A 16095-nucleotide genomic window follows, 5' to 3' on the forward strand; every position below is an offset into this window, starting at 1 on the left:
TCCGTAATACTGAGAGCCAGTCCAGAGGCTACATCACCTTGCGCCTTTGCCTACAACTAAGCCAGAATCCGCCCGCTTGTGCGCCTTGGTCCGTATCGGTAGCTTGGTTCCCGTCACTGCTCATCAGTGATCGGGTTTAGCGACCCGAATCGGTATGGATGCAACAGCGCTCCTGATTTCGTTGCGGACATTGATGTCTGCAATCGTCGCAATGGCGGCTGTGCGCGGGAGACCTTCGGGTCTGCCGGGCTCCTGTACCCCCGGTTCGCTAACCCGCGTCCAGCCGCCACCCTTACTTGCTTAGCGACAAGTCATGGTGGCCCAATCAGGTCAGGAGATACACCATGTTCAAGGTCACACCCAATCCTCCGGAATCGGACCCCACCTCTTCCCACTCAAGCCTCGGCCCGGAAAAATTCCACGAAGCCACTGAGCGGGCACTCAATTATTATTTGAAGCCGAAACAGGTCAAACCCAAGAGAGATCCGTCAGCGGATCAGCTCTTCACTGTCTTGGAGAGCGTCGACACTGAAACCCTGCTCGCCAACCTCAGCGAAAACCTGGCCTCTGCCAATGCCATGATCAGCGACTTGGCATTCGATCTCAAAGGTTCTCGCCGGCATGTAGCGCTGGGTATCCAGCAAGTCATTGAAGTGAGTGAATTGCTGGTGAATCGGGCACTGGATATCGCCGAGCCGCGCTAGCGCCCTGTTCGCAAATACGTTTCTTTTTTGGCTGGGAATGTTGTCGTCAGGCAAGGCGCCACGACGAGTCAAAGCTCGCTATGGCGAGGAGTGGCAACGCAGCATGACGACAACAGACGCCGCCGAAAGAGATTCGTAACACAGGACGCCAGAGGGAAAGTTGAGCAACTGACCTACTCATTTGCATCACTGATTGTTGACCGAAAGCCGGTGCACCATCCCAGGCACGTGACGCGTTTATAAGGTAGCACTCTCGGATTAGGATTTTCTGCCATTTGGCACTATAGTTAATGCCATATGACATGGTTCCGGAGATCGCTATGAGCGCTAAGAAAAAAGATGTCGTACTCAAAGATGATGTCAAAACTGTCAGCCGAAAAACGGCTGTCAAACCACGCACAGCTAATGCTGCTGTAACCGCCCTGAGCCCTGTTGAATATGGGCCGAAGACAGCACTGCCAGGCTCAAGCCGTGTGCTTCCCATGGTTGCTGTCTTGCTTGCAGGGAAGACTAGCGATGACCGCATGGAGATCTACCGAGCAGTTAGGCGCGGGTTCCCGCTGCAGTCAGTGCTCAACATGATCGAAAACAGCAATGTCTATAAGCAATCCGGTGTGTTGTCGAAAATCGTCGGTGCCTCTGATCGCACGCTTGCGCGGCGCTTGAAAACGCCTGAAGAAGCTCTGACTCCAGAACAGAGCACGCGCGCACTGAACTACGCTGAGGTCTTGGAAAAGGCAACGGATGTGCTGGGTTCGCGTGAGCTTGCCGAGCAATGGATGGTTAAGCCTGCACGGGGTCTGGATGGGGAGATTCCCATCGACTTGATTTCCAACTCGGTCGGGTATGAGTTGGTGACTGACTTTCTGACGCGCATCGAATACGGGGTCTATTGATGGCTAAGGACCCTTTGAGCAGTGAGATTCATTTCTGGCGCCTTGATCCTGCTGAGTATGCCGCCACTTGGAATTCGGGCGTGGGGGCTGAAAAAGTAGGTGGGCGCTGGAACCCCAAGGGAATGGCCACGGTTTACGCGGCGCTGGATGCCTCTACGGCCATTCTTGAAGTGGCCGTGCATAAGGATTTCGATGCGCTGGACAGTAAACCTCATTGCCTGACGCAAGCGCGGGTACTTGATCCGTCTGGCATTCATGTTGTGCAGCCCGAGACCATTGCCAACCCCAACTGGCTGGTGCCGGGTACGCCGAGCCGAAGTCAGCAACAATTTGGCGCCGATCTGTTGAGCAAGCACGCTTTTGTGTTGGTCCCTTCCAGTGTTTCGCGGCATAGCTGGAATTTGTTGATGAACCCGCATCTGGCCGATGGGTTGTACGAGTTGGTGTTGCAAGAGCCTTTTGCGCTGGATGGGCGGTTGAATAGGCCCTTGCTCTGAAGTGGTTCTTACCCCCTCTAGCGCCGTTCGCGTCTAACCGTGGTGTCACCGGCGCAATCTGCTTTTCAGTCTGTTAGGCACCCACATTCTGTTCAAGATGAGACAGCGCTAGTTTCAGTAGGGCTTGCTCCGTCTCGGGTTGCAGATTCCCTCCGGCATCCATAGGCAAGTACGGCCGCCCCGGAATATCCCCCCACAGCTGCGGAAAATCCGCCTGATCCCCACCAAACTGCATCATCGCTGCATAAGGCTTGTTGCTACCCACCAACGCCGAGCTATCCGTAGCTTGGGTTGTGATCGAGGCAGCCAGCCCCGCAGCACTGACTTGCAACATCTTGCCAGGCCAGTGGCCGGTTTCGGCTCGGCGTCCTGTGGTGACGTCGGAAAGCTCAGACCACTGGGGGCGGCCCTCATGTTCGAAATTTTCCTCGGTTTGGCTGGCGAGCTCGGCGGCCAGGCTGTGCATCAACGGCGTTAGGTCGCCGATGGTCTGTTCCACTTTGCTTAGGGTTTGCTGCAGGTGTTGGTGGTCTAGTTCGATGATGAACATGGGATGCCTTCCATATTGGTTTGCGGTGGGTCAGGAAATATTGGTGGGGCTGGATTTGGGGCTGCTGTGCAGCCCAGCGGGAGCAAGCTCCCTCGCCACGGGGGGACGTTTCTTAGCTCAGGCCGGGGGCGTGGTTGAAGCCTGGGTCGGTGCGGAATGCGATCGTGTGTCCTTGGGCGTTGGTGAGTCGGAGGCCGGTGACGGTTGCCGTTCTGATTTCCCCGGTGCGTTTGTCGGTGCCGGTCTCGACGGTTTCGGTGAAGGTCTTTCCCTGGCTGGAGATTACGGTGAGCCCACGGCGCTTGACGGCGGCTTCGCTCAGGGCGATGACGCGGCAGCGGCAGTTGAAGCCGTTGGGCGGGAAGATGGTTGACCAGATGGGGTCGTCGTGGTGAAAGACCTGGCCGTGCATGGCGCGGTGGCTGCTGCGGGTTTTGCCGTCGAGTATGGCGATGTACATCCAGTACGGGTGGGTCTCGGTGGTCTGTTCCATGGCGGCTTTGCGGCCAGCCATGTAGGCGCTTTGCAGGTTGGTTTGGTAGATGGTTTTGAGCCGACGCGCACTGCCGAGCTGGACGGGTTCGGCGGTTCCTTGGCTGTCGACGATGACTTGCAGGCCCCACCAGCCTTGGGCTTGTAGGACGGGTTTGAGGTTGGCGGTGAATTGCCGGAGGGTTTGGCCCTGTTGGAGCGCGATTTCGAGGGCGGCGCGAATGTCGGTGAGCAGGTCCAGGCGCATGGCTTTGGCGACGGTGAATGCGTGGTCGTGGGCCTGGTCGAGGATGTCTTGCCAATGCCAGGTGATGGTGTAGCCCTTGGCTTTCAGGTAGGCGATGGCGTTGGCGGGTTCGAGGCCGAAGATGACTTTGAGGTCCGCAGGGTTGAGCTGTTTTGCGGGGCTGGACATGTCAGTCTTCCCGGTCTGCAGTTGCGCTTAGGCGGCCCCATGTATCGGCCATGAACATGAGGTTGGCGAGGTTTTCAGTGAGTTGCTTTAAGGGCTCGGATGGCAGGCTATCGATAGCTTGGTCGAGGGCTGCTTGATCCGGCGCCCGCTGTTGTGTGGTCTCGGCGAATGCGAGTTTGTCGCCCTGGATCGGTGCTTGTTGTAAGTCACCGTCCTGCAGGTTGTAGGTGCGCTTCCAATAAGCGTCGGTGAACCTTACACCGGACTCTGTTAGGGCCTTGTCGCGCTGGGCCAGGGATTTGTCGATTTCTTCTTGTTGCCACAGCGCATAGCGCGGTGCGACGACGTGTGGGCCGAAGTTGAGGTCGACGACGTGGCGGATGCAGGCGTTGAGCGCGGTGGCGACGATGGCGGCGTCGCCGTCGCGGATGTCTTGGGTGACTTCGGCACCGGCGGTGGCGCTGGCGTGGTTGGTGTCTTTTTCGGTGGTCTGGTTTTGCCCGAGCATGGCGACGTTGATTTCGCTGCGGCAGTATTCGAGCAGTTGGCGGTAGACGTCGGCGCTGCCGGCTTTGCCCGCGGCTTCGATGATTTGCACGCTGGCGTCGTCGGGGATGGCGGCGACGGCGTCTTGGACCATGGCTTCGAGGCTGTCGAGCAGCAGTTCGGTTTCGCTGTCGGTGGCGCCGCGTGGGTGTTGGCCGATGACCCAGGGGCTGCCGTACTTTTCGGTGAATTGAACCCAGAACTTGAGGCCGCCTTTCATGAAGGTGGCCGGCCAGAAGCACATGCTCAGGTCGGGGAAACCGTAGGGGTTGGCGTAGGTCGCGTCTTGGCGGGCGACGATGAAGCGTTGCGGGTCGCAGGGCTCGCCGTCGGGGCCGGCGTCTTTGGCGCGAAAACGCAGCGCGTTGTCTTTGTCGTAGAAGAACCATTCAGCTGGTTTGCCGAGCAGGTCTTGCGGTACCCAGTACCTGCCCACGGGCTGCCATAGTAGTTCGATGGGTTGGTAGCCGAACAAGGGCGCGTCGAGCAGTTCGCGGATGATGCGGTCCAGGTCGAGGTCGGTGAGCCAGTCGGTGATGAAGCGTTCAACGTGACGGGCGGTGTGTTCGCGTTGAAGTCCCCGCTCCAGTGACAGGACGGCGGCCTTGCGGCGGCGGATATTGCCGCCGACCAGGGCTGAGCTGCGCAGGTCGCGGTAGATGGCGATGTCGTTGCCTTGGGCTTTGAGGATGGGATCGGGGTTGGGCAAGTGGCGGCTGAAGTCGCTGGGCTGTGCGCGGCCACGGGTGGCTATGTGCTGTTTGAGCGAGGGTCTGCGTTGGGTCTCTGCAAAGCTTACGAATTCGGTGGGGCTGACCCACACACCTGTTTTGTTCATGTGTAGCCCTGGGTGAGGCGCTGGCCCTGGCGTGGGCGGCGTGATTTGACGGTGACCGGGCCACTGGCGACTTCCAGGGTGGCGAAGTTGGCCAGCGCGCCGGCGCCGGCAAAGTCGCCGTGGCGGTAGAGGTCGGGGTCTTTGAGGTCTTGTTTGCGGGCTTTGACGATCATAGGGATGCCGTCGACGGTTTCGATGGCGCGGATGTCCTGGTGCAGCGAGTCGTCTTTGGGCAGCGTGAGGGTCGCGTCTTCGAACAGTTGCACGAATTTGGGCATCCAGGCGCCGTACCAGGCGCGGGTGATTTTGACTTGTTGGATGCGGTTGTGGCCGAACGCGTCGGCGGTGTCTTCGGCGAGTGTTTCGCCGCTGCCGGTGGCGTCCAGGGCTGCACCGACGAAACGCGGCAGACGGCGCAGGATGTAGAAGAGGATTTGCTGTTGTTGCCGGGTGGGCACTTTGTGCATTTCGACCACGAACGGCACGTCGCGATGCCGGGTTTGATCAACGGACATGGGGCAGATAATGGAGAAGTCGCGGTGCCGGGCGTAGTCCATGCCGAGGAAGTGGCGCCATTCGGGGTTGAGCGGTTTTAGCAATGACGCCAGGTAGCGCTCGATCCAGTCGTCGACGTAGGCCTCGCGCCGGTAGACCGGCTGTTGGGTAAAGTCGTCATCAAGGGCCAGGCGTAGGACCGTGCGACCGGGGCGCATGGCTTCGTCGATCCAGACGCCTGGGATGCAGACGCCGTTGCCGTCGCGGGGGATGGCGTCGAGTTCTTCGCGCATTTGTGCTTTGCGCGGGCCGTAGGCGTTGCGAATTTGTTTGTACCAGGCTTCTTTGTCTTCGGCGGTGGCGACCTTGCCGGCCATGAAGCACACGCGCTCAAACAGGCCGTTGGCGACGGCGTCATCGAAGGTGGCGCGAAAGACGTGGGCACTGCTGCCGTAGCGCTGGTCGCGAATGTCGCTGACCATTTGGTTGAAGGCGTTGGCTTTGCCGTTGTGGGTGCTGATGATGACGATGCGGCCGCCCCAGATGAGCAGCGCGGTGGCGGCGCCGAGCACGGCGGAGACGTCACGGTGAAAGGCGGCCTCGTCGATGATGACTTTGCCTTGCAGGCCGCGAACGCCGGCCGGGTTGCTGGAGAGCGCGACGATTTTGAAGCCTGAGGCGTAGCGGATGCGGTAGGCGTTGATGTGGCGGGTGTTGCCTGCATCGTCTTGGTCCTGGAAGAGGAATTCTTCGATTTGGCTGACGCCGGAGGCTTGGGCTTCGGCGATGACGCGGCTGAATTTGGCGCAGTAGCCGATGAATTCCAGGCCCTTTTCTTTGGTGTCGCCGATGTAGAAGCAGTCCATGCCGCCGGCCACTTTTTGCGAGGCGGCGGTGATGACGCTGTCCAGTGCTTCGGCGAAGGTAATGCCTGTGCGGCGGCCTTTTTCACAGAGTTTGATGTGGGCGTCGATGGCCAGCCATTGGGATTGGTGGGCCATGAGGATGCCTTCGGCCAGCGGGTCGTAGCCCTCGGGGATCTGGCGGACGCTGGGCGGCAGTTCGTCCCATTCGATGACGCGCAATGTGCTGGAGGACGGTTTCATGGTTTGACGCCGAGGAATTTCTGGCGCCAGAACAGGGCTTGGTCTTCGGTCATGCCTTGGGCTTTGACGGCGTTGTCGAGTTCGGCGGCTTGCTCTTGGAGCAGGCGTTCGCGGGTGGCTTTTTCGATGGTCTGGCGTTCTTTGACGCTGAGGGTGCGGGCTTCCATGGTGGCTTTGGCGGCGCGGGCCAGTGCGGATACTTCGGCAATGGTGACGTCGTCTTTTTCATGGGCGCCCATGGCGGCTTGGTAGGTCAGGGTTGAGATGGCTTCGACGAGTAAGGCGCCGGTTTTGTCGGTGGCGTCTTCACCGAAGGCGCCGACGAAGGCTTCGGCCATTTCACGTTGCTGGCGGGCTTTGTCGATGAGTTCGTCGAAGCCGACTTTGAAGCGGCCCAGGGCGCTGCGGCTGGGGGGCTTTTCGTTGGGGAAGCGCCGTTGGATGTCGGCGAGCATGTCGTCGAGGGTCAGACGGTCTTCGCGCAGGAGCTTTTGTATGTAGGCCTTGACGATGGGCGGCAGGCGGTTGATGGAGGATCTACCGGCCATGGTCAGGCTCCCGGGCGTTTGATGCCGGGCACGCGGGCGCGGCCGGCGGCGATGTCTTGGCCGCGTTCGGTGAGGGCTGCAACCAGTACCGGGCCGATATCGTCAAGGGTGACGGCGCCTTGTTCGGCGAGCCAGTGCAGTTCGGTTTTGACCTGGTCACGGCTGGCGGTGTGGCCGAAGTTGTCGAGGGCGGTGTTGAGCACGGAGCTGTTGGCGCGGTAGCCGGGCATTTCTACCAGCAGCCGCAGGATGACCAGACGCATGTCGTGGCGCAGGTAGTCGGCGTAGGGGGTCATGTTTTTTCTCGCAGCAGGTAGTCGTTGATGCGGTCCAGCGACCGGGCCAAGGGGCTGAGGGCGTCTTTGACGCCGGAGAGTTCGGCACGGATGGCTTTCATGTCGCCCAAAAGGTCAGCGATGGCCGACGGGTCTGGCAGGTGCCGGACGTGTTCTTCTAGGGCGACGATGCGGGTGCGCAGTTCGAGCAGTTCTTGGGTACTGGCGGTTTGGCGTTTGGTGATCCAGGTGTAGAGGGCGAGCACGGTGAGGACCAGCCACTGGACGGTTTGGAAGCCGAAGTTGAGTTCGTTGAGGTTCATTCGACGCTCCGGGTCTGGGACGGTGGCTTAGCGCTGTGGGCCTTGTTTGATTAGGCGTGCGACGAACAGGAGGATGGCCAGTGCGCTGTTGAGGGTGGCGTAGGCTTTGGGTGACAGCTGGGGTTGCCAGAGCGGCAATAGGTCCAGTTGGGCGAACGCTACTAGGGCGATGACCACGCTGATTTGGAGGCTGTAGAGCCGGTAGCCTTGGCGCCAATCGGTGATCAGTGTCACGCCGCCGCCCCCTTGAACTGGCCGTGGACGATGCCGCGTTCGATGCCCGCCAGTGATAACCCGTCGGCGATGATGGCGTCGCCGTACCAGCGGCCGCCCGGCAAGGGGCCCGCGCCGTTTTCGTGGCGAATGATGACGGTGACCAGGGCGCGCATGATTTCGAAGTCGTAGACGTCGACGCTGGCGACATCGGGATCGAGGCCCAGGGCGCGCGCGACGCTGATGACGTAGGCGTCGGTGTTGTTTTCTGTGGGTGGCGCCCAGCGTTCGATGATTTCGCGCACGGTGTCGATGGGGCTGCCGTCGGCGGCGCGGCGTTTGTCTTGGTAGGTGATGAGGACGCGGGCGATGGCGCGGACGCCCCAGCGTGGGTTGATGAATTGGGTGAATTGGCTGTCGGTCTGGTTGAGGGCTGTGCCTTGCCAGCGGATGCCTCGGGTGTGGCGGATGTTGCCGGGGTTGTAGTTGCGGATGCCGCGGGGTTGTTCGGGTCGCATGGGGGTTGCCTCCAGTCGTGGCGCCTGGGTTTGAGGCGCTGAAATGCACACGCCGCTATGGTGGGCGGCGTGGGCTGGAGGGGCTTTTAATCGGGTTTAAGGAGATTCTGCAGTAGGTTTTTTGCGTTTTGGATTTTGGATACTGCTTTCGCAGACATCAAAAAACTGAGACATCAAAGCTTGGAACCGGCCTATGGCGGGCAAATCCTCTTTATGAGATCCCATGGCCCGCATCAATTCGTTATGGCACATGGCGTTCAGAACATGCATGACAGGAGGCTCTTCTGCTTCAATGCTCAGCCGAGCAGTCGCTACTTCAAGATATAGCTCTTCGGATGCCTTACCGAGCATGCGCTTTTCCAATTCGACATATTTGCGCATCAAATCCGTGTGATCGCGACCGCGTTGCGCGCTGCCGATGACCAGATTGATAGAGGAAACGACGGTCACTGTGGCGGATGCTACAAGCGCTACTGTCTTTGCATTCTCCTGAAGGACGCCGTAAATCGCTACGGATCCAAAGATCAGGGACAGCATGTTGGATGTTTTATCCAGCCTGTCATAGAACGCACGACGTCGTTGATGGTATCGAATCGAGCGACGCACGCTGAAAAGCGTGTTGTGCCAACGATCCTCGAGATCAGCTATTGTCGCTCCCATCCTGATCCCCTCTGCCAGGCCGTGGTGGTGGAGAAAGGGTATCTACCACTTCATCGCTCCTGCGCCCGTGCCCTGAGTCCTCAAACCGATCACGATGGCCTCCGTGGCCCTTATCACTGTTATTGGTAAGGTCCTCCCGGCTGCGATCACGGTGGTCATCTCTATCTCTTCTCATGCGCTTGCTTCCTGCTTTGTGGTTATGGTGGCCTGTTTGCTAAGTCAATATTTCATCAGGTACTGATGTAAATGTCTGGTGATCATAAGCCAGTTCAGATGGTTCAAGGTCTGAGTATGCGCGTACCTTCGGTAATAGCGCTATCGAGCTGCGACAGGTTGGGGCTCTTCATTCAGGACTTTTTTACTGCCATGGGTGGTGAGGACCATCAATTCGCATTTGTTCAGTCGGAGCCCATACGTAAGCGCTGCAATTACGCATCAGCCTACAATCAGTGCGGCTTCTTTGGCAGTGGGCTTAGCCTTCCACAGCCTGTTCGGTTCCTTCTCGGTCATTAGAACCTCCTTTTAGTTTGGCTTTGGTCGTCCCTGACCGTTACTGCTAGTAAGTTCGTTGTTGCTTGTCAGCTTTTTTTGCTTGCTGTCGTGAGCATGAACGCAAAGAGCCCAAGGACGCCTGTCAACGTGACGGCCCAAGGTTTTAACGTGACAGGTAGATAATCGCTGGCAATAAAAATCAGCACGGCAATCGCTACGCAACTGATACAAATTTTCAACGTTTGCAGATTGAGGCGTTCCTTACGTGCTTGTTCCTTTGCGTGCTCAGTGACTTCGTCGTGGCGCTGTAGGTTGTAGTCGCAGTGCATGCACAGTTGGGTGTAGCGCCAGGTGCAGCGGCGGCATTGTGGGCATTCTCGAGCGCGGTCACTGCCGGCAGGTGGGGGTTCTTTGGCGGTCTTTATGTCAAAGGTTTGGTGGCCGAGGTTGATGTGCCCTCGGTTGCCTTTGATTTTGATGGTGAGTTCGTGATCCTTTCCATCCCTGGGGAGATTTTCGATTTCCTCAGAAAGCCTGGCTGATAATTTGTTGACCAGATCTGCTTCCTCGCTTCGCATACAACTCCTTTGTTTTTAGCGATTTATTACCAACTTCAATATTCGTTCAACGCGTGGTTCATCAAACCCTTGATCGTCACCTAACGCGTTGTAGACCTCTGCGGCCACTTCGGCCAATTTTTTGGCTGGCCAGCGCCGACCGGCTTGTTTGGCGGCTGCCTCTAGCATTTCGATGATCCGGCCGAGTTTTTCACTGTCGATGGGCGCCCATGCGCTGGGCAACGTGGCGGTGTGTTTTTGGCCGGTGATGATGAGGGTGATGTCTGCCCCCGCATCGGCGATGGCGGCCAAGTAGCTGGCGTCGGGCACGCGTTCGCCTGCTTCGTAGAGCATTTGCGTTTTTTTCGTCACGCCGGCCAGTGCCGCGAAGTCGGTCTGGTTGAGGCCAAGCCGCGTTCGTTCTGCGCGCAGTCGTTCACAAAAGGAAACCATTCGGTTTTCAAAAAGCCTTTAAATGGGAACCGATTGGTTCCATTATCAGTTCACACCGTCCAACCACGAACGGCAACTTAATCGGCACCCAAGTGGCGCCATCAGCCCCCCGGAGTGTACCCATGGAGCTACGTACTGCAGATCAGGCCCGAGCGGAGCTTAAGGCCAAAGGTGTTTCGATTACCCAATGGGCAATCGCGAATCGTTTTTCACCCAACCTGGTGTTCGAGGTATTGGGTGGGCGCAAAAAGTGCGTGCGGGGTCAGGCCCATCAGATCGCGATCAAGCTGGGGCTTAAGGCCGGAGAGATTTGTACCGATCCGGCGGCGGCCCTCGAGCTCAACCGTTTTGTGGCGTGAGGCTCGCGATGAAAAATCATATCGGTTATTTGGAATCTACCGCTTTAAATCCTTCGCGGTGTGGGCGCGCGAGGCAAAAAAAGAAACTTCCTACAAAAAAGCCACGCATTCACACCATGTCCCCCTCTTTCATTTCCTACATAGCCCCACCGTTTATCCGGGCTAAGGCCGCTGACGTTGTCAATTTACCTGAAATGTTTAGGTCGGAGGCGAGGTTATGAATCGCTCGGTGTCGGCGGCAGCACGTGTTTTGCGTGCGCTGAAGGCGTTAAAGGGCCACACGGTGACGGGGTTGAGTAATGCGGAGTTGGCCCATCTGACGCAGGACAGTCCGAGCAATATTACGCGGGCCATGCAAACGCTGATTGAGGAAGGCTTGGCGGTGAAGTTGGATAACGGCCGCTTTGCTCACTCTGTGGGCGTGTTGCAGATCGCGCAGGCGCATGCCGAGCACATGGCTCGTTTGACGGGCCGCATGCAGGAAATCAATCAGCGTATTGCCGCTGGGTCGATTGTTTAAGGAGGGTGGTATGGCACGGAGCAAGAGCATACCCGTGGAGACACTGGCGTTGCCGGTGTTGGATGGGGTGACGTTGACGGCTGATCAGAATGCGATGGCTGCGCTGCATGCCGCGCACGGTGATGAGCGCGACACGGTGAGTCAGTTGTTGGGCCAGGCGCAGATGGCCGGGGTGTTTGAGGCTTTTTCCCGCACGGTGCGGACGTCGAAGTTGGCGTTTGTGAAGGAGAACAAGCTGTATCGAGGGTTGGCCGGGCGCAAGAGTCCGCACGGTGCGGGGACGTTGGGCGGTACGTGGGATGAGTTTTGTGGGTTGTTGGGACGCTCGGTTGATCAGGTGGATCGGGATATTGCGAATTTACGGGCGTTCGGTGAGGAGGCGCTGGATTCGATGTCGCGGATGGGGATTGGTTATCGTGAGTTGCGCCAGTATCGGAAGTTGCCCCAGGACCAGCAGGCGGCATTGGTTGAGGTGGCTAAAGGCGGTGACAAAGAGGCGTTTGTTGATCTTGCTGAGGAGATGATTGCCAAGCACACAGCGGAGAAAGAGACGCTAGGCCGGCGCCTTGATGAGGCGAAGGCCGATTACGCCGCGCAAAGCGAGGTGATGGCAAAGAAAACGGGTGAGTTGGATAAGGCTCGGCGGGAGTTGGAGTTGTCTCGTAAGCGGGTTCAGGCGATGCCGGTTGATGAGGCTGCAAAGGCTTTGCGTGCGGAGGTGTCGGCGATCGCTTATGAGGCCGAAGCGAATGTTTTGGGGCCGCTGCGCGAGGGGTTTTCGAAGCTTGAGGCGTTGGCGGTAGGTGGCGAGGACCACCGCGCCTTTAGGGCAGGTCTAATTCGGCAGCTGGAGATTACGCTGGGGTCGGTTCGCAGTGAGTTCAATTTGCTTGATCACGCTGATGGCGTGGCCTGGATGTCGCCTGCGGAGTCTGTTTTATGAATCCGGTGCACATTGAGCATTTGATGCAGGTAGCCCAGCGCGCTGACGCGGCCGCGCATGGCGAGCGTACGGCTATTTACGAAGCTGGGGCGCTGGCGTTGGGGGTTTCGATTTCTACCCTGCAACGCCAGTTGAAGGCGGTGCGTTTGGCGAAGCCGCGTAAGCGGCGCAGTGATGCTGGGTGCAGTGCGTTGCCGCTTGAGGAAGCGCGGTTGATTTCGGCGGTGTTGTTGGAATCCATTCGGGCGAACAATAAGCAATTGTCGACGATTGTGCGGGCCGTTGAGCGCTTGCGCAGTAATAACCTGGTGATGGCTGGCAGGTTGGATGAGGCCACGGGTGAGTTTCGACCTTTGAGTCGCAGTGCGATTAGCCGGGCGTTGCGCGCTTATAAGTTGCATCCCGAACAGCTTTTGCAGGACGCGCCGGCGGTGTCGTTGGCGAGCCAGCATCCCAATCACGTCTGGCAGATCGATGCTTCGATTTCGACGCAGTTTTATCTGGCCGATGATGGGGCTCGGGTGATGAACAAGGCCGAGTTCTATGACGGCAAGCCCGCGAACCTGAAGAAGATCGAACGACAGCGGCTATGGCGGTACGTGATTACCGATCATACGAGTGGCACGCTGTATGTGGAGTATGTGCTGGGGGCGGAGTCGGCTGAGAATCTGTGCAGTGTGTTGATTAATGCAATGCAGAAGCGCAGTGAGTCGGACCCTTTTCATGGGGTGCCTTGGGTGCTGATGACGGACCCTGGGGCAGCGATGACGAGTGGTATTTTTCGCAATCTTTGCCGTGTTCTGTCTGTTGATTTGATGATTCATAGACCCGGTAATGCGCGGGCCAAGGGTCAGGTTGAGCAGGCCCACAATATTGTCGAGCGTGAGTTTGAGAGCGCTCTGAAGTTTCAGGCCGCCACGAGTTTGGAGCAGATCAATACGTGGGCCGGTCGGTGGATGCGGTATTTCAATGGAACGTCGATTCATACCCGCACGCGGCGTACCCGGTATGGCGTTTGGCAGTTGATTAAGCCGGAGCAGTTGCGCTTGGCGCCCAGTGTTGAGGTGTGCCGGGAGCTGGCGGTGAGTACGCCGGAAAATCGCAAGGTGAGCAATTTGCTGAGGGTTTCGTTTCGGGGCTCGCAGTTTGATGTGAGTTCAGTGCCGGATGTGATGGTGGGTGATCAGCTGCTGATCACTCGCAATTGCTGGCGCGATAAGGACTCGGCGATTGCGGTGCGGGTGGGCGATGACGGGCGTGAGTGTTATCACGTGATTGAGCGCGTTGGGGTGGATGCGTTTGGGTTTGCCGAGTCGGCTGCGATGATCGGTGAGCAATATAAGCGCCACGCTGAGTCGCCAGCCCAGGTGTCGCGCAAGGTGTTGGAGCAGATTGCGACGGGTACCAGCAATCAGGCCGATGCACAGGCCGCCCGCAAATCAAAGGCCGTGCCGTTTGGTGGGCTGATCGATCCGCATAAGCATGTCAATGACACCGTGCTGCCGGCTTATCTGCCGCGGCGTGGTACGCATCTGGATTTCAACGCTCCCGCTGTTGAGATTGCCCCGCTGAGTCATGTCGAGGCGGCGAAGCTTCTGCGTCCGCGTTTGGGCAATCTTTGGTCGACTCAGACGTTTGGTTGGTTGCTGAAGCGGTTTCCGGAGGGTGTTCCCCAAGATCAGATTGAGGCGGTTGAGGCTGAGTTGAAACGGCCCGCTGAGGTCATGCGCCATTCGATTGGAGTTGAGTGATGTTGAAGCTGAAAAGGATTTTGCAGGAGATGGGGCAGCCTCAGGCGGCGCTGGCCCAGTCGCTGAACTTGAGTAGCGCCACGATTGCGCAGTTGGTGAACCACAACCTTTGGCCTCGCCGTCTTGACGGTGAGGTTTTGCGGGGGCGTATTCGGGGGTTCTTGACGGAGTCCGGTGCCAATGACGCCGCTATTGCTAACGCTTTTGATGTAGTGGACCCGCCGTGCGCCAACACGGCAGGTCCGGCCCTTGTGAAAGAGCCGTCCGGGGAGGACGAACCGATGTTACTGCCAAAACAAACGCTACAACCAGCTACTCGTAAGGCGTTTGGTTTATTCCGTGATCCGTTTGATGAGTTGCAGTGTGCGCAGGATATGTGGGTGAGCCCAGAGATTCGCTATGTTCGCGAGGCGATGTATCAGACAGCCCGGCACGGTGGGTTTCTGGCCGTTGAGGGGGAATCGGGGGCCGGTAAAAGTACGCTTCGCCGGGATCTGGTGAACCGCATTGCCGAGAATAGTGATCCGGTGATGATCATTGAGCCATATGTGCTGGCTTCCGAGGATAACGACGCCAAGGGCAAGTCGTTGAAGAGTACGCATATTGCTGAGTCGATGATGGCGGCTATTGCACCGTTATCGAAACCCAAAAGCAGCCCTGAGGCGCGCTTCGCTCAGTTGCATAAGGCGTTGAAGGAGTCGCATGCGGCCGGGTATCGCCATTGCCTGGTGATTGAGGAGGCGCACAGCTTGCCGGTTCCGACGTTGAAGCATCTTAAGCGCATTCTGGAGTTGGAGGTCGGGTTCACTAAGTTGGTGAGCATCATCATGATCGGTCAGCCTGAGCTGGGGGTGAAACTGAGTGAGCGCAATGCAGATGTGCGTGAGGTGGTGCAGCGTTGTGAGCGGGTCAAGTTGATGCCTGTTGAGCATTCTCGGTTGGGGGAGTTTTTGACATTTCGCTTTGATCGGGTGGGCAAGGTGCTTGGGGACGTCATCGATGAGGGGGCCATTGAGGCGACTGCGGTGCGGTTGTCTCAGCCGACTCGCCATGGGGGGCGTGATGGGACTGTTTCGCTGCTCTATCCGTTGGCGATTGGCAATTTGGTGATTGCGGCAATGAACCTGGCCGCTCAGCTGGGTGTGCCGAAGGTGACCGCCGATGTCGTTAAGGGGGTTTGAGATGGATTCTCTGGATTTGGTGAGGCGTTCGGCGCCGGTTAAGCCGTTGAGTATCCTTGCGGAGGCGTTTGCGGTGCAGTTGTCCGCGTTCAATGAGCTGACTCGTGAGATTCGTGAGGCTGGGGTTTCAATCAAACTTTTGGTGTTTTTGGACAATAGGATTTTTATCGAGCTGAGCAGCTTGGAGCTGTTCATACGCCGATTCGGCTCTCAAATGCGGGGCATCCGCTATTCCCCGGCGGGACCTTTGACTTGTAACACCGTGACGGTCCAGGGCGTTGATGTGGCTTGGTTTACGTCGGTTAAGGAGCAGGATCTATGACTCTGGCCCTCGATGCTACGGGGCGACTGTATGAGTGATTTCCGAAGCAAGGGGCCGGAACTGCTGGTTGACCTGACTGAACACGTCGCGGCTGCGCTTGGCGAGTTGGTGTCGATGGATGATGAGGCTGCCCGCCACGTGGCTAATGAGGTTGCCGATCGGATGGCGGCGCATTGGGGTGGGCAAAATGTCTATTTTCCCATGGGACTGGCGGGCAAGTTGAGCCGGCGGGATCGGCAGATCTACGAGGAATTCAACGGCACTAATCAAAGCGACCTGGCACGCAAGTGGGGGGTGTCGCTTCAGTGGATCTATAAGATCGTTAAGGCAGTTCGAAAGGATGAAATCGCACGCCGCCAAGCCGATATGTTCGCCCCGCCAGTCGATGACTGAGCGGGGCGTTTTCATTGCACTGGTTGCAACGGTATTGCATAGGCTGTC

Annotated in this window: 22 protein-coding genes; 10 read left to right on the forward strand and 12 right to left on the reverse strand. The window is 58.2% G+C overall.

Annotated elements, in window-relative coordinates; all coding sequences use genetic code 11:
- The first annotated feature begins 344 nt into the window (after positions 1 to 344).
- From HU742_RS11315 to HU742_RS11325, 3 genes are all read left to right on the forward strand, one after another.
- Positions 345 to 704: a DUF6124 family protein gene (locus tag HU742_RS11315; protein ID WP_186642559.1), complete on the forward strand. Its 360-nt coding sequence runs from the start codon at positions 345 to 347 to the stop codon at positions 702 to 704.
- Positions 705 to 1024: 320 nt separating this feature from the next.
- Positions 1025 to 1600 carry an Xre family toxin-antitoxin system antitoxin gene (locus HU742_RS11320; RefSeq protein WP_186642560.1) on the forward strand — a complete coding sequence of 192 codons (576 nt, stop codon included), beginning with the start codon at positions 1025 to 1027 and terminating at the stop codon, positions 1598 to 1600.
- Positions 1600 to 2097: an RES family NAD+ phosphorylase gene (locus HU742_RS11325; RefSeq protein ID WP_186642561.1), complete on the forward strand. Its 498-nt coding sequence runs from the start codon at positions 1600 to 1602 to the stop codon at positions 2095 to 2097. Before HU742_RS11320 ends, HU742_RS11325 begins: the two co-directional genes overlap by 1 nt.
- 73 nt (positions 2098 to 2170) lie before the next feature.
- Here HU742_RS11325 and HU742_RS11330 read toward each other — a convergent pair whose 3' ends face one another.
- From HU742_RS11330 to HU742_RS11385, 12 genes are all read right to left on the reverse strand, one after another.
- Positions 2171 to 2647, reverse strand: coding sequence for a phage virion morphogenesis protein (locus tag HU742_RS11330; protein ID WP_186642562.1), 477 nt, complete (start codon positions 2645 to 2647; stop codon positions 2171 to 2173).
- Positions 2648 to 2759: 112 nt separating this feature from the next.
- Complete coding sequence (locus tag HU742_RS11335) at positions 2760 to 3554, reverse strand: phage head morphogenesis protein (RefSeq protein ID WP_186642563.1); 795 nt, start codon at positions 3552 to 3554, stop codon at positions 2760 to 2762.
- A gap of 1 nt (position 3555) precedes the next feature.
- Entirely contained in the window at positions 3556 to 4938 is a 1383-nt protein-coding gene (locus tag HU742_RS11340) for a phage portal protein family protein (protein WP_186642564.1), read from the reverse strand.
- A complete protein-coding gene (locus HU742_RS11345) occupies positions 4935 to 6539 on the reverse strand; it encodes a hypothetical protein (protein WP_186642565.1) in 1605 nt (534 codons plus the stop codon). The genes HU742_RS11340 and HU742_RS11345 overlap by 4 nt, the downstream gene beginning before the upstream one ends.
- Positions 6536 to 7087 carry a phage protein Gp27 family protein gene (locus HU742_RS11350; RefSeq protein WP_186642566.1) on the reverse strand — a complete coding sequence of 184 codons (552 nt, stop codon included), beginning with the start codon at positions 7085 to 7087 and terminating at the stop codon, positions 6536 to 6538. The genes HU742_RS11345 and HU742_RS11350 overlap by 4 nt, the downstream gene beginning before the upstream one ends.
- Before the next feature lie 2 nt (positions 7088 to 7089).
- Positions 7090 to 7383, reverse strand: a complete 294-nt coding sequence (locus HU742_RS11355; protein ID WP_186642567.1) for a VpaChn25_0724 family phage protein — start codon at positions 7381 to 7383, stop codon at positions 7090 to 7092.
- On the reverse strand, positions 7380 to 7685 hold the full coding sequence (locus HU742_RS11360) for a DUF2730 family protein (protein WP_186642568.1): 306 nt from the start codon (positions 7683 to 7685) through the stop codon (positions 7380 to 7382). Before HU742_RS11360 ends, HU742_RS11355 begins: the two co-directional genes overlap by 4 nt.
- Positions 7686 to 7712: 27 nt before the next feature.
- On the reverse strand, positions 7713 to 7919 hold the full coding sequence (locus HU742_RS11365; protein WP_186642569.1) for a DUF7940 domain-containing protein: 207 nt from the start codon (positions 7917 to 7919) through the stop codon (positions 7713 to 7715).
- On the reverse strand, positions 7916 to 8416 hold the full coding sequence (locus HU742_RS11370) for a structural protein (RefSeq protein ID WP_186642570.1): 501 nt from the start codon (positions 8414 to 8416) through the stop codon (positions 7916 to 7918). The genes HU742_RS11365 and HU742_RS11370 overlap by 4 nt, the downstream gene beginning before the upstream one ends.
- 96 nt (positions 8417 to 8512) lie before the next feature.
- The gene (locus tag HU742_RS11375; protein WP_186642571.1) at positions 8513 to 9076 is read right to left on the reverse strand and encodes a hypothetical protein; all 564 of its coding nucleotides are present in this window, start codon (positions 9074 to 9076) and stop codon (positions 8513 to 8515) included.
- A 578-nt stretch (positions 9077 to 9654) separates the two neighbouring features.
- Complete coding sequence (locus HU742_RS11380) at positions 9655 to 10146, reverse strand: hypothetical protein (RefSeq protein WP_186642572.1); 492 nt, start codon at positions 10144 to 10146, stop codon at positions 9655 to 9657.
- A gap of 15 nt (positions 10147 to 10161) precedes the next feature.
- Positions 10162 to 10578 (reverse strand): helix-turn-helix domain-containing protein, encoded by a 417-nt coding sequence (locus tag HU742_RS11385; RefSeq protein WP_186642573.1) that lies wholly within the window; start codon positions 10576 to 10578, stop codon positions 10162 to 10164.
- Positions 10579 to 10700: 122 nt separating this feature from the next.
- Here HU742_RS11385 and HU742_RS11390 point away from each other — a divergent pair, with 122 nt between their 5' ends.
- The 7 genes from HU742_RS11390 to HU742_RS11420 all read left to right on the forward strand — a co-directional run bounded on the left by HU742_RS11390 (position 10701) and on the right by HU742_RS11420 (position 16047).
- A complete protein-coding gene (locus HU742_RS11390) occupies positions 10701 to 10937 on the forward strand; it encodes a DNA-binding protein (protein WP_186642574.1) in 237 nt (78 codons plus the stop codon).
- 217 nt (positions 10938 to 11154) lie between these two features.
- On the forward strand, positions 11155 to 11457 hold the full coding sequence (locus HU742_RS11395; RefSeq protein ID WP_186642575.1) for a helix-turn-helix domain-containing protein: 303 nt from the start codon (positions 11155 to 11157) through the stop codon (positions 11455 to 11457).
- Between the two features lie 10 nt (positions 11458 to 11467).
- A complete protein-coding gene (locus HU742_RS11400) occupies positions 11468 to 12400 on the forward strand; it encodes a hypothetical protein (protein WP_186642576.1) in 933 nt (310 codons plus the stop codon).
- Positions 12397 to 14151: a DDE-type integrase/transposase/recombinase gene (locus HU742_RS11405; protein WP_186642577.1), complete on the forward strand. Its 1755-nt coding sequence runs from the start codon at positions 12397 to 12399 to the stop codon at positions 14149 to 14151. Before HU742_RS11400 ends, HU742_RS11405 begins: the two co-directional genes overlap by 4 nt.
- Complete coding sequence (locus HU742_RS11410; RefSeq protein ID WP_186642578.1) at positions 14151 to 15332, forward strand: ExeA family protein; 1182 nt, start codon at positions 14151 to 14153, stop codon at positions 15330 to 15332. Before HU742_RS11405 ends, HU742_RS11410 begins: the two co-directional genes overlap by 1 nt.
- Before the next feature lies 1 nt (position 15333).
- On the forward strand, positions 15334 to 15654 hold the full coding sequence (locus HU742_RS11415) for a hypothetical protein (protein ID WP_186642579.1): 321 nt from the start codon (positions 15334 to 15336) through the stop codon (positions 15652 to 15654).
- A gap of 30 nt (positions 15655 to 15684) precedes the next feature.
- Positions 15685 to 16047, forward strand: coding sequence for a Mor transcription activator family protein (locus HU742_RS11420; protein WP_186642580.1), 363 nt, complete (start codon positions 15685 to 15687; stop codon positions 16045 to 16047).
- Positions 16048 to 16095: the final 48 nt, after the last annotated feature.

The sequence above is a fragment of the Pseudomonas marvdashtae genome (genome assembly GCF_014268655.2).
GTDB classification, from domain to species: Bacteria; Pseudomonadota; Gammaproteobacteria; order Pseudomonadales; family Pseudomonadaceae; genus Aquipseudomonas; species Aquipseudomonas marvdashtae.

Coding starts and splice junctions, on each gene's coding strand:
- HU742_RS11315 (WP_186642559.1), top strand. CDS start 345: ATGTTCAAGGTCACACCCAATCCTCCGGAATCGGACCCCACCTCTTCC.
- HU742_RS11320 (WP_186642560.1), top strand. CDS start 1,025: ATGAGCGCTAAGAAAAAAGATGTCGTACTCAAAGATGATGTCAAAACT.
- HU742_RS11325 (WP_186642561.1), top strand. CDS start 1,600: ATGGCTAAGGACCCTTTGAGCAGTGAGATTCATTTCTGGCGCCTTGAT.
- HU742_RS11330 (WP_186642562.1), bottom strand. CDS start 2,647: ATGTTCATCATCGAACTAGACCACCAACACCTGCAGCAAACCCTAAGC.
- HU742_RS11335 (WP_186642563.1), bottom strand. CDS start 3,554: ATGTCCAGCCCCGCAAAACAGCTCAACCCTGCGGACCTCAAAGTCATC.
- HU742_RS11340 (WP_186642564.1), bottom strand. CDS start 4,938: ATGAACAAAACAGGTGTGTGGGTCAGCCCCACCGAATTCGTAAGCTTT.
- HU742_RS11345 (WP_186642565.1), bottom strand. CDS start 6,539: ATGAAACCGTCCTCCAGCACATTGCGCGTCATCGAATGGGACGAACTG.
- HU742_RS11350 (WP_186642566.1), bottom strand. CDS start 7,087: ATGGCCGGTAGATCCTCCATCAACCGCCTGCCGCCCATCGTCAAGGCC.
- HU742_RS11355 (WP_186642567.1), bottom strand. CDS start 7,383: ATGACCCCCTACGCCGACTACCTGCGCCACGACATGCGTCTGGTCATC.
- HU742_RS11360 (WP_186642568.1), bottom strand. CDS start 7,685: ATGAACCTCAACGAACTCAACTTCGGCTTCCAAACCGTCCAGTGGCTG.
- HU742_RS11370 (WP_186642570.1), bottom strand. CDS start 8,416: ATGCGACCCGAACAACCCCGCGGCATCCGCAACTACAACCCCGGCAAC.
- HU742_RS11375 (WP_186642571.1), bottom strand. CDS start 9,076: ATGGGAGCGACAATAGCTGATCTCGAGGATCGTTGGCACAACACGCTT.
- HU742_RS11380 (WP_186642572.1), bottom strand. CDS start 10,146: ATGCGAAGCGAGGAAGCAGATCTGGTCAACAAATTATCAGCCAGGCTT.
- HU742_RS11385 (WP_186642573.1), bottom strand. CDS start 10,578: ATGGTTTCCTTTTGTGAACGACTGCGCGCAGAACGAACGCGGCTTGGC.
- HU742_RS11390 (WP_186642574.1), top strand. CDS start 10,701: ATGGAGCTACGTACTGCAGATCAGGCCCGAGCGGAGCTTAAGGCCAAA.
- HU742_RS11395 (WP_186642575.1), top strand. CDS start 11,155: ATGAATCGCTCGGTGTCGGCGGCAGCACGTGTTTTGCGTGCGCTGAAG.
- HU742_RS11400 (WP_186642576.1), top strand. CDS start 11,468: ATGGCACGGAGCAAGAGCATACCCGTGGAGACACTGGCGTTGCCGGTG.
- HU742_RS11405 (WP_186642577.1), top strand. CDS start 12,397: ATGAATCCGGTGCACATTGAGCATTTGATGCAGGTAGCCCAGCGCGCT.
- HU742_RS11410 (WP_186642578.1), top strand. CDS start 14,151: ATGTTGAAGCTGAAAAGGATTTTGCAGGAGATGGGGCAGCCTCAGGCG.
- HU742_RS11415 (WP_186642579.1), top strand. CDS start 15,334: ATGGATTCTCTGGATTTGGTGAGGCGTTCGGCGCCGGTTAAGCCGTTG.
- HU742_RS11420 (WP_186642580.1), top strand. CDS start 15,685: ATGAGTGATTTCCGAAGCAAGGGGCCGGAACTGCTGGTTGACCTGACT.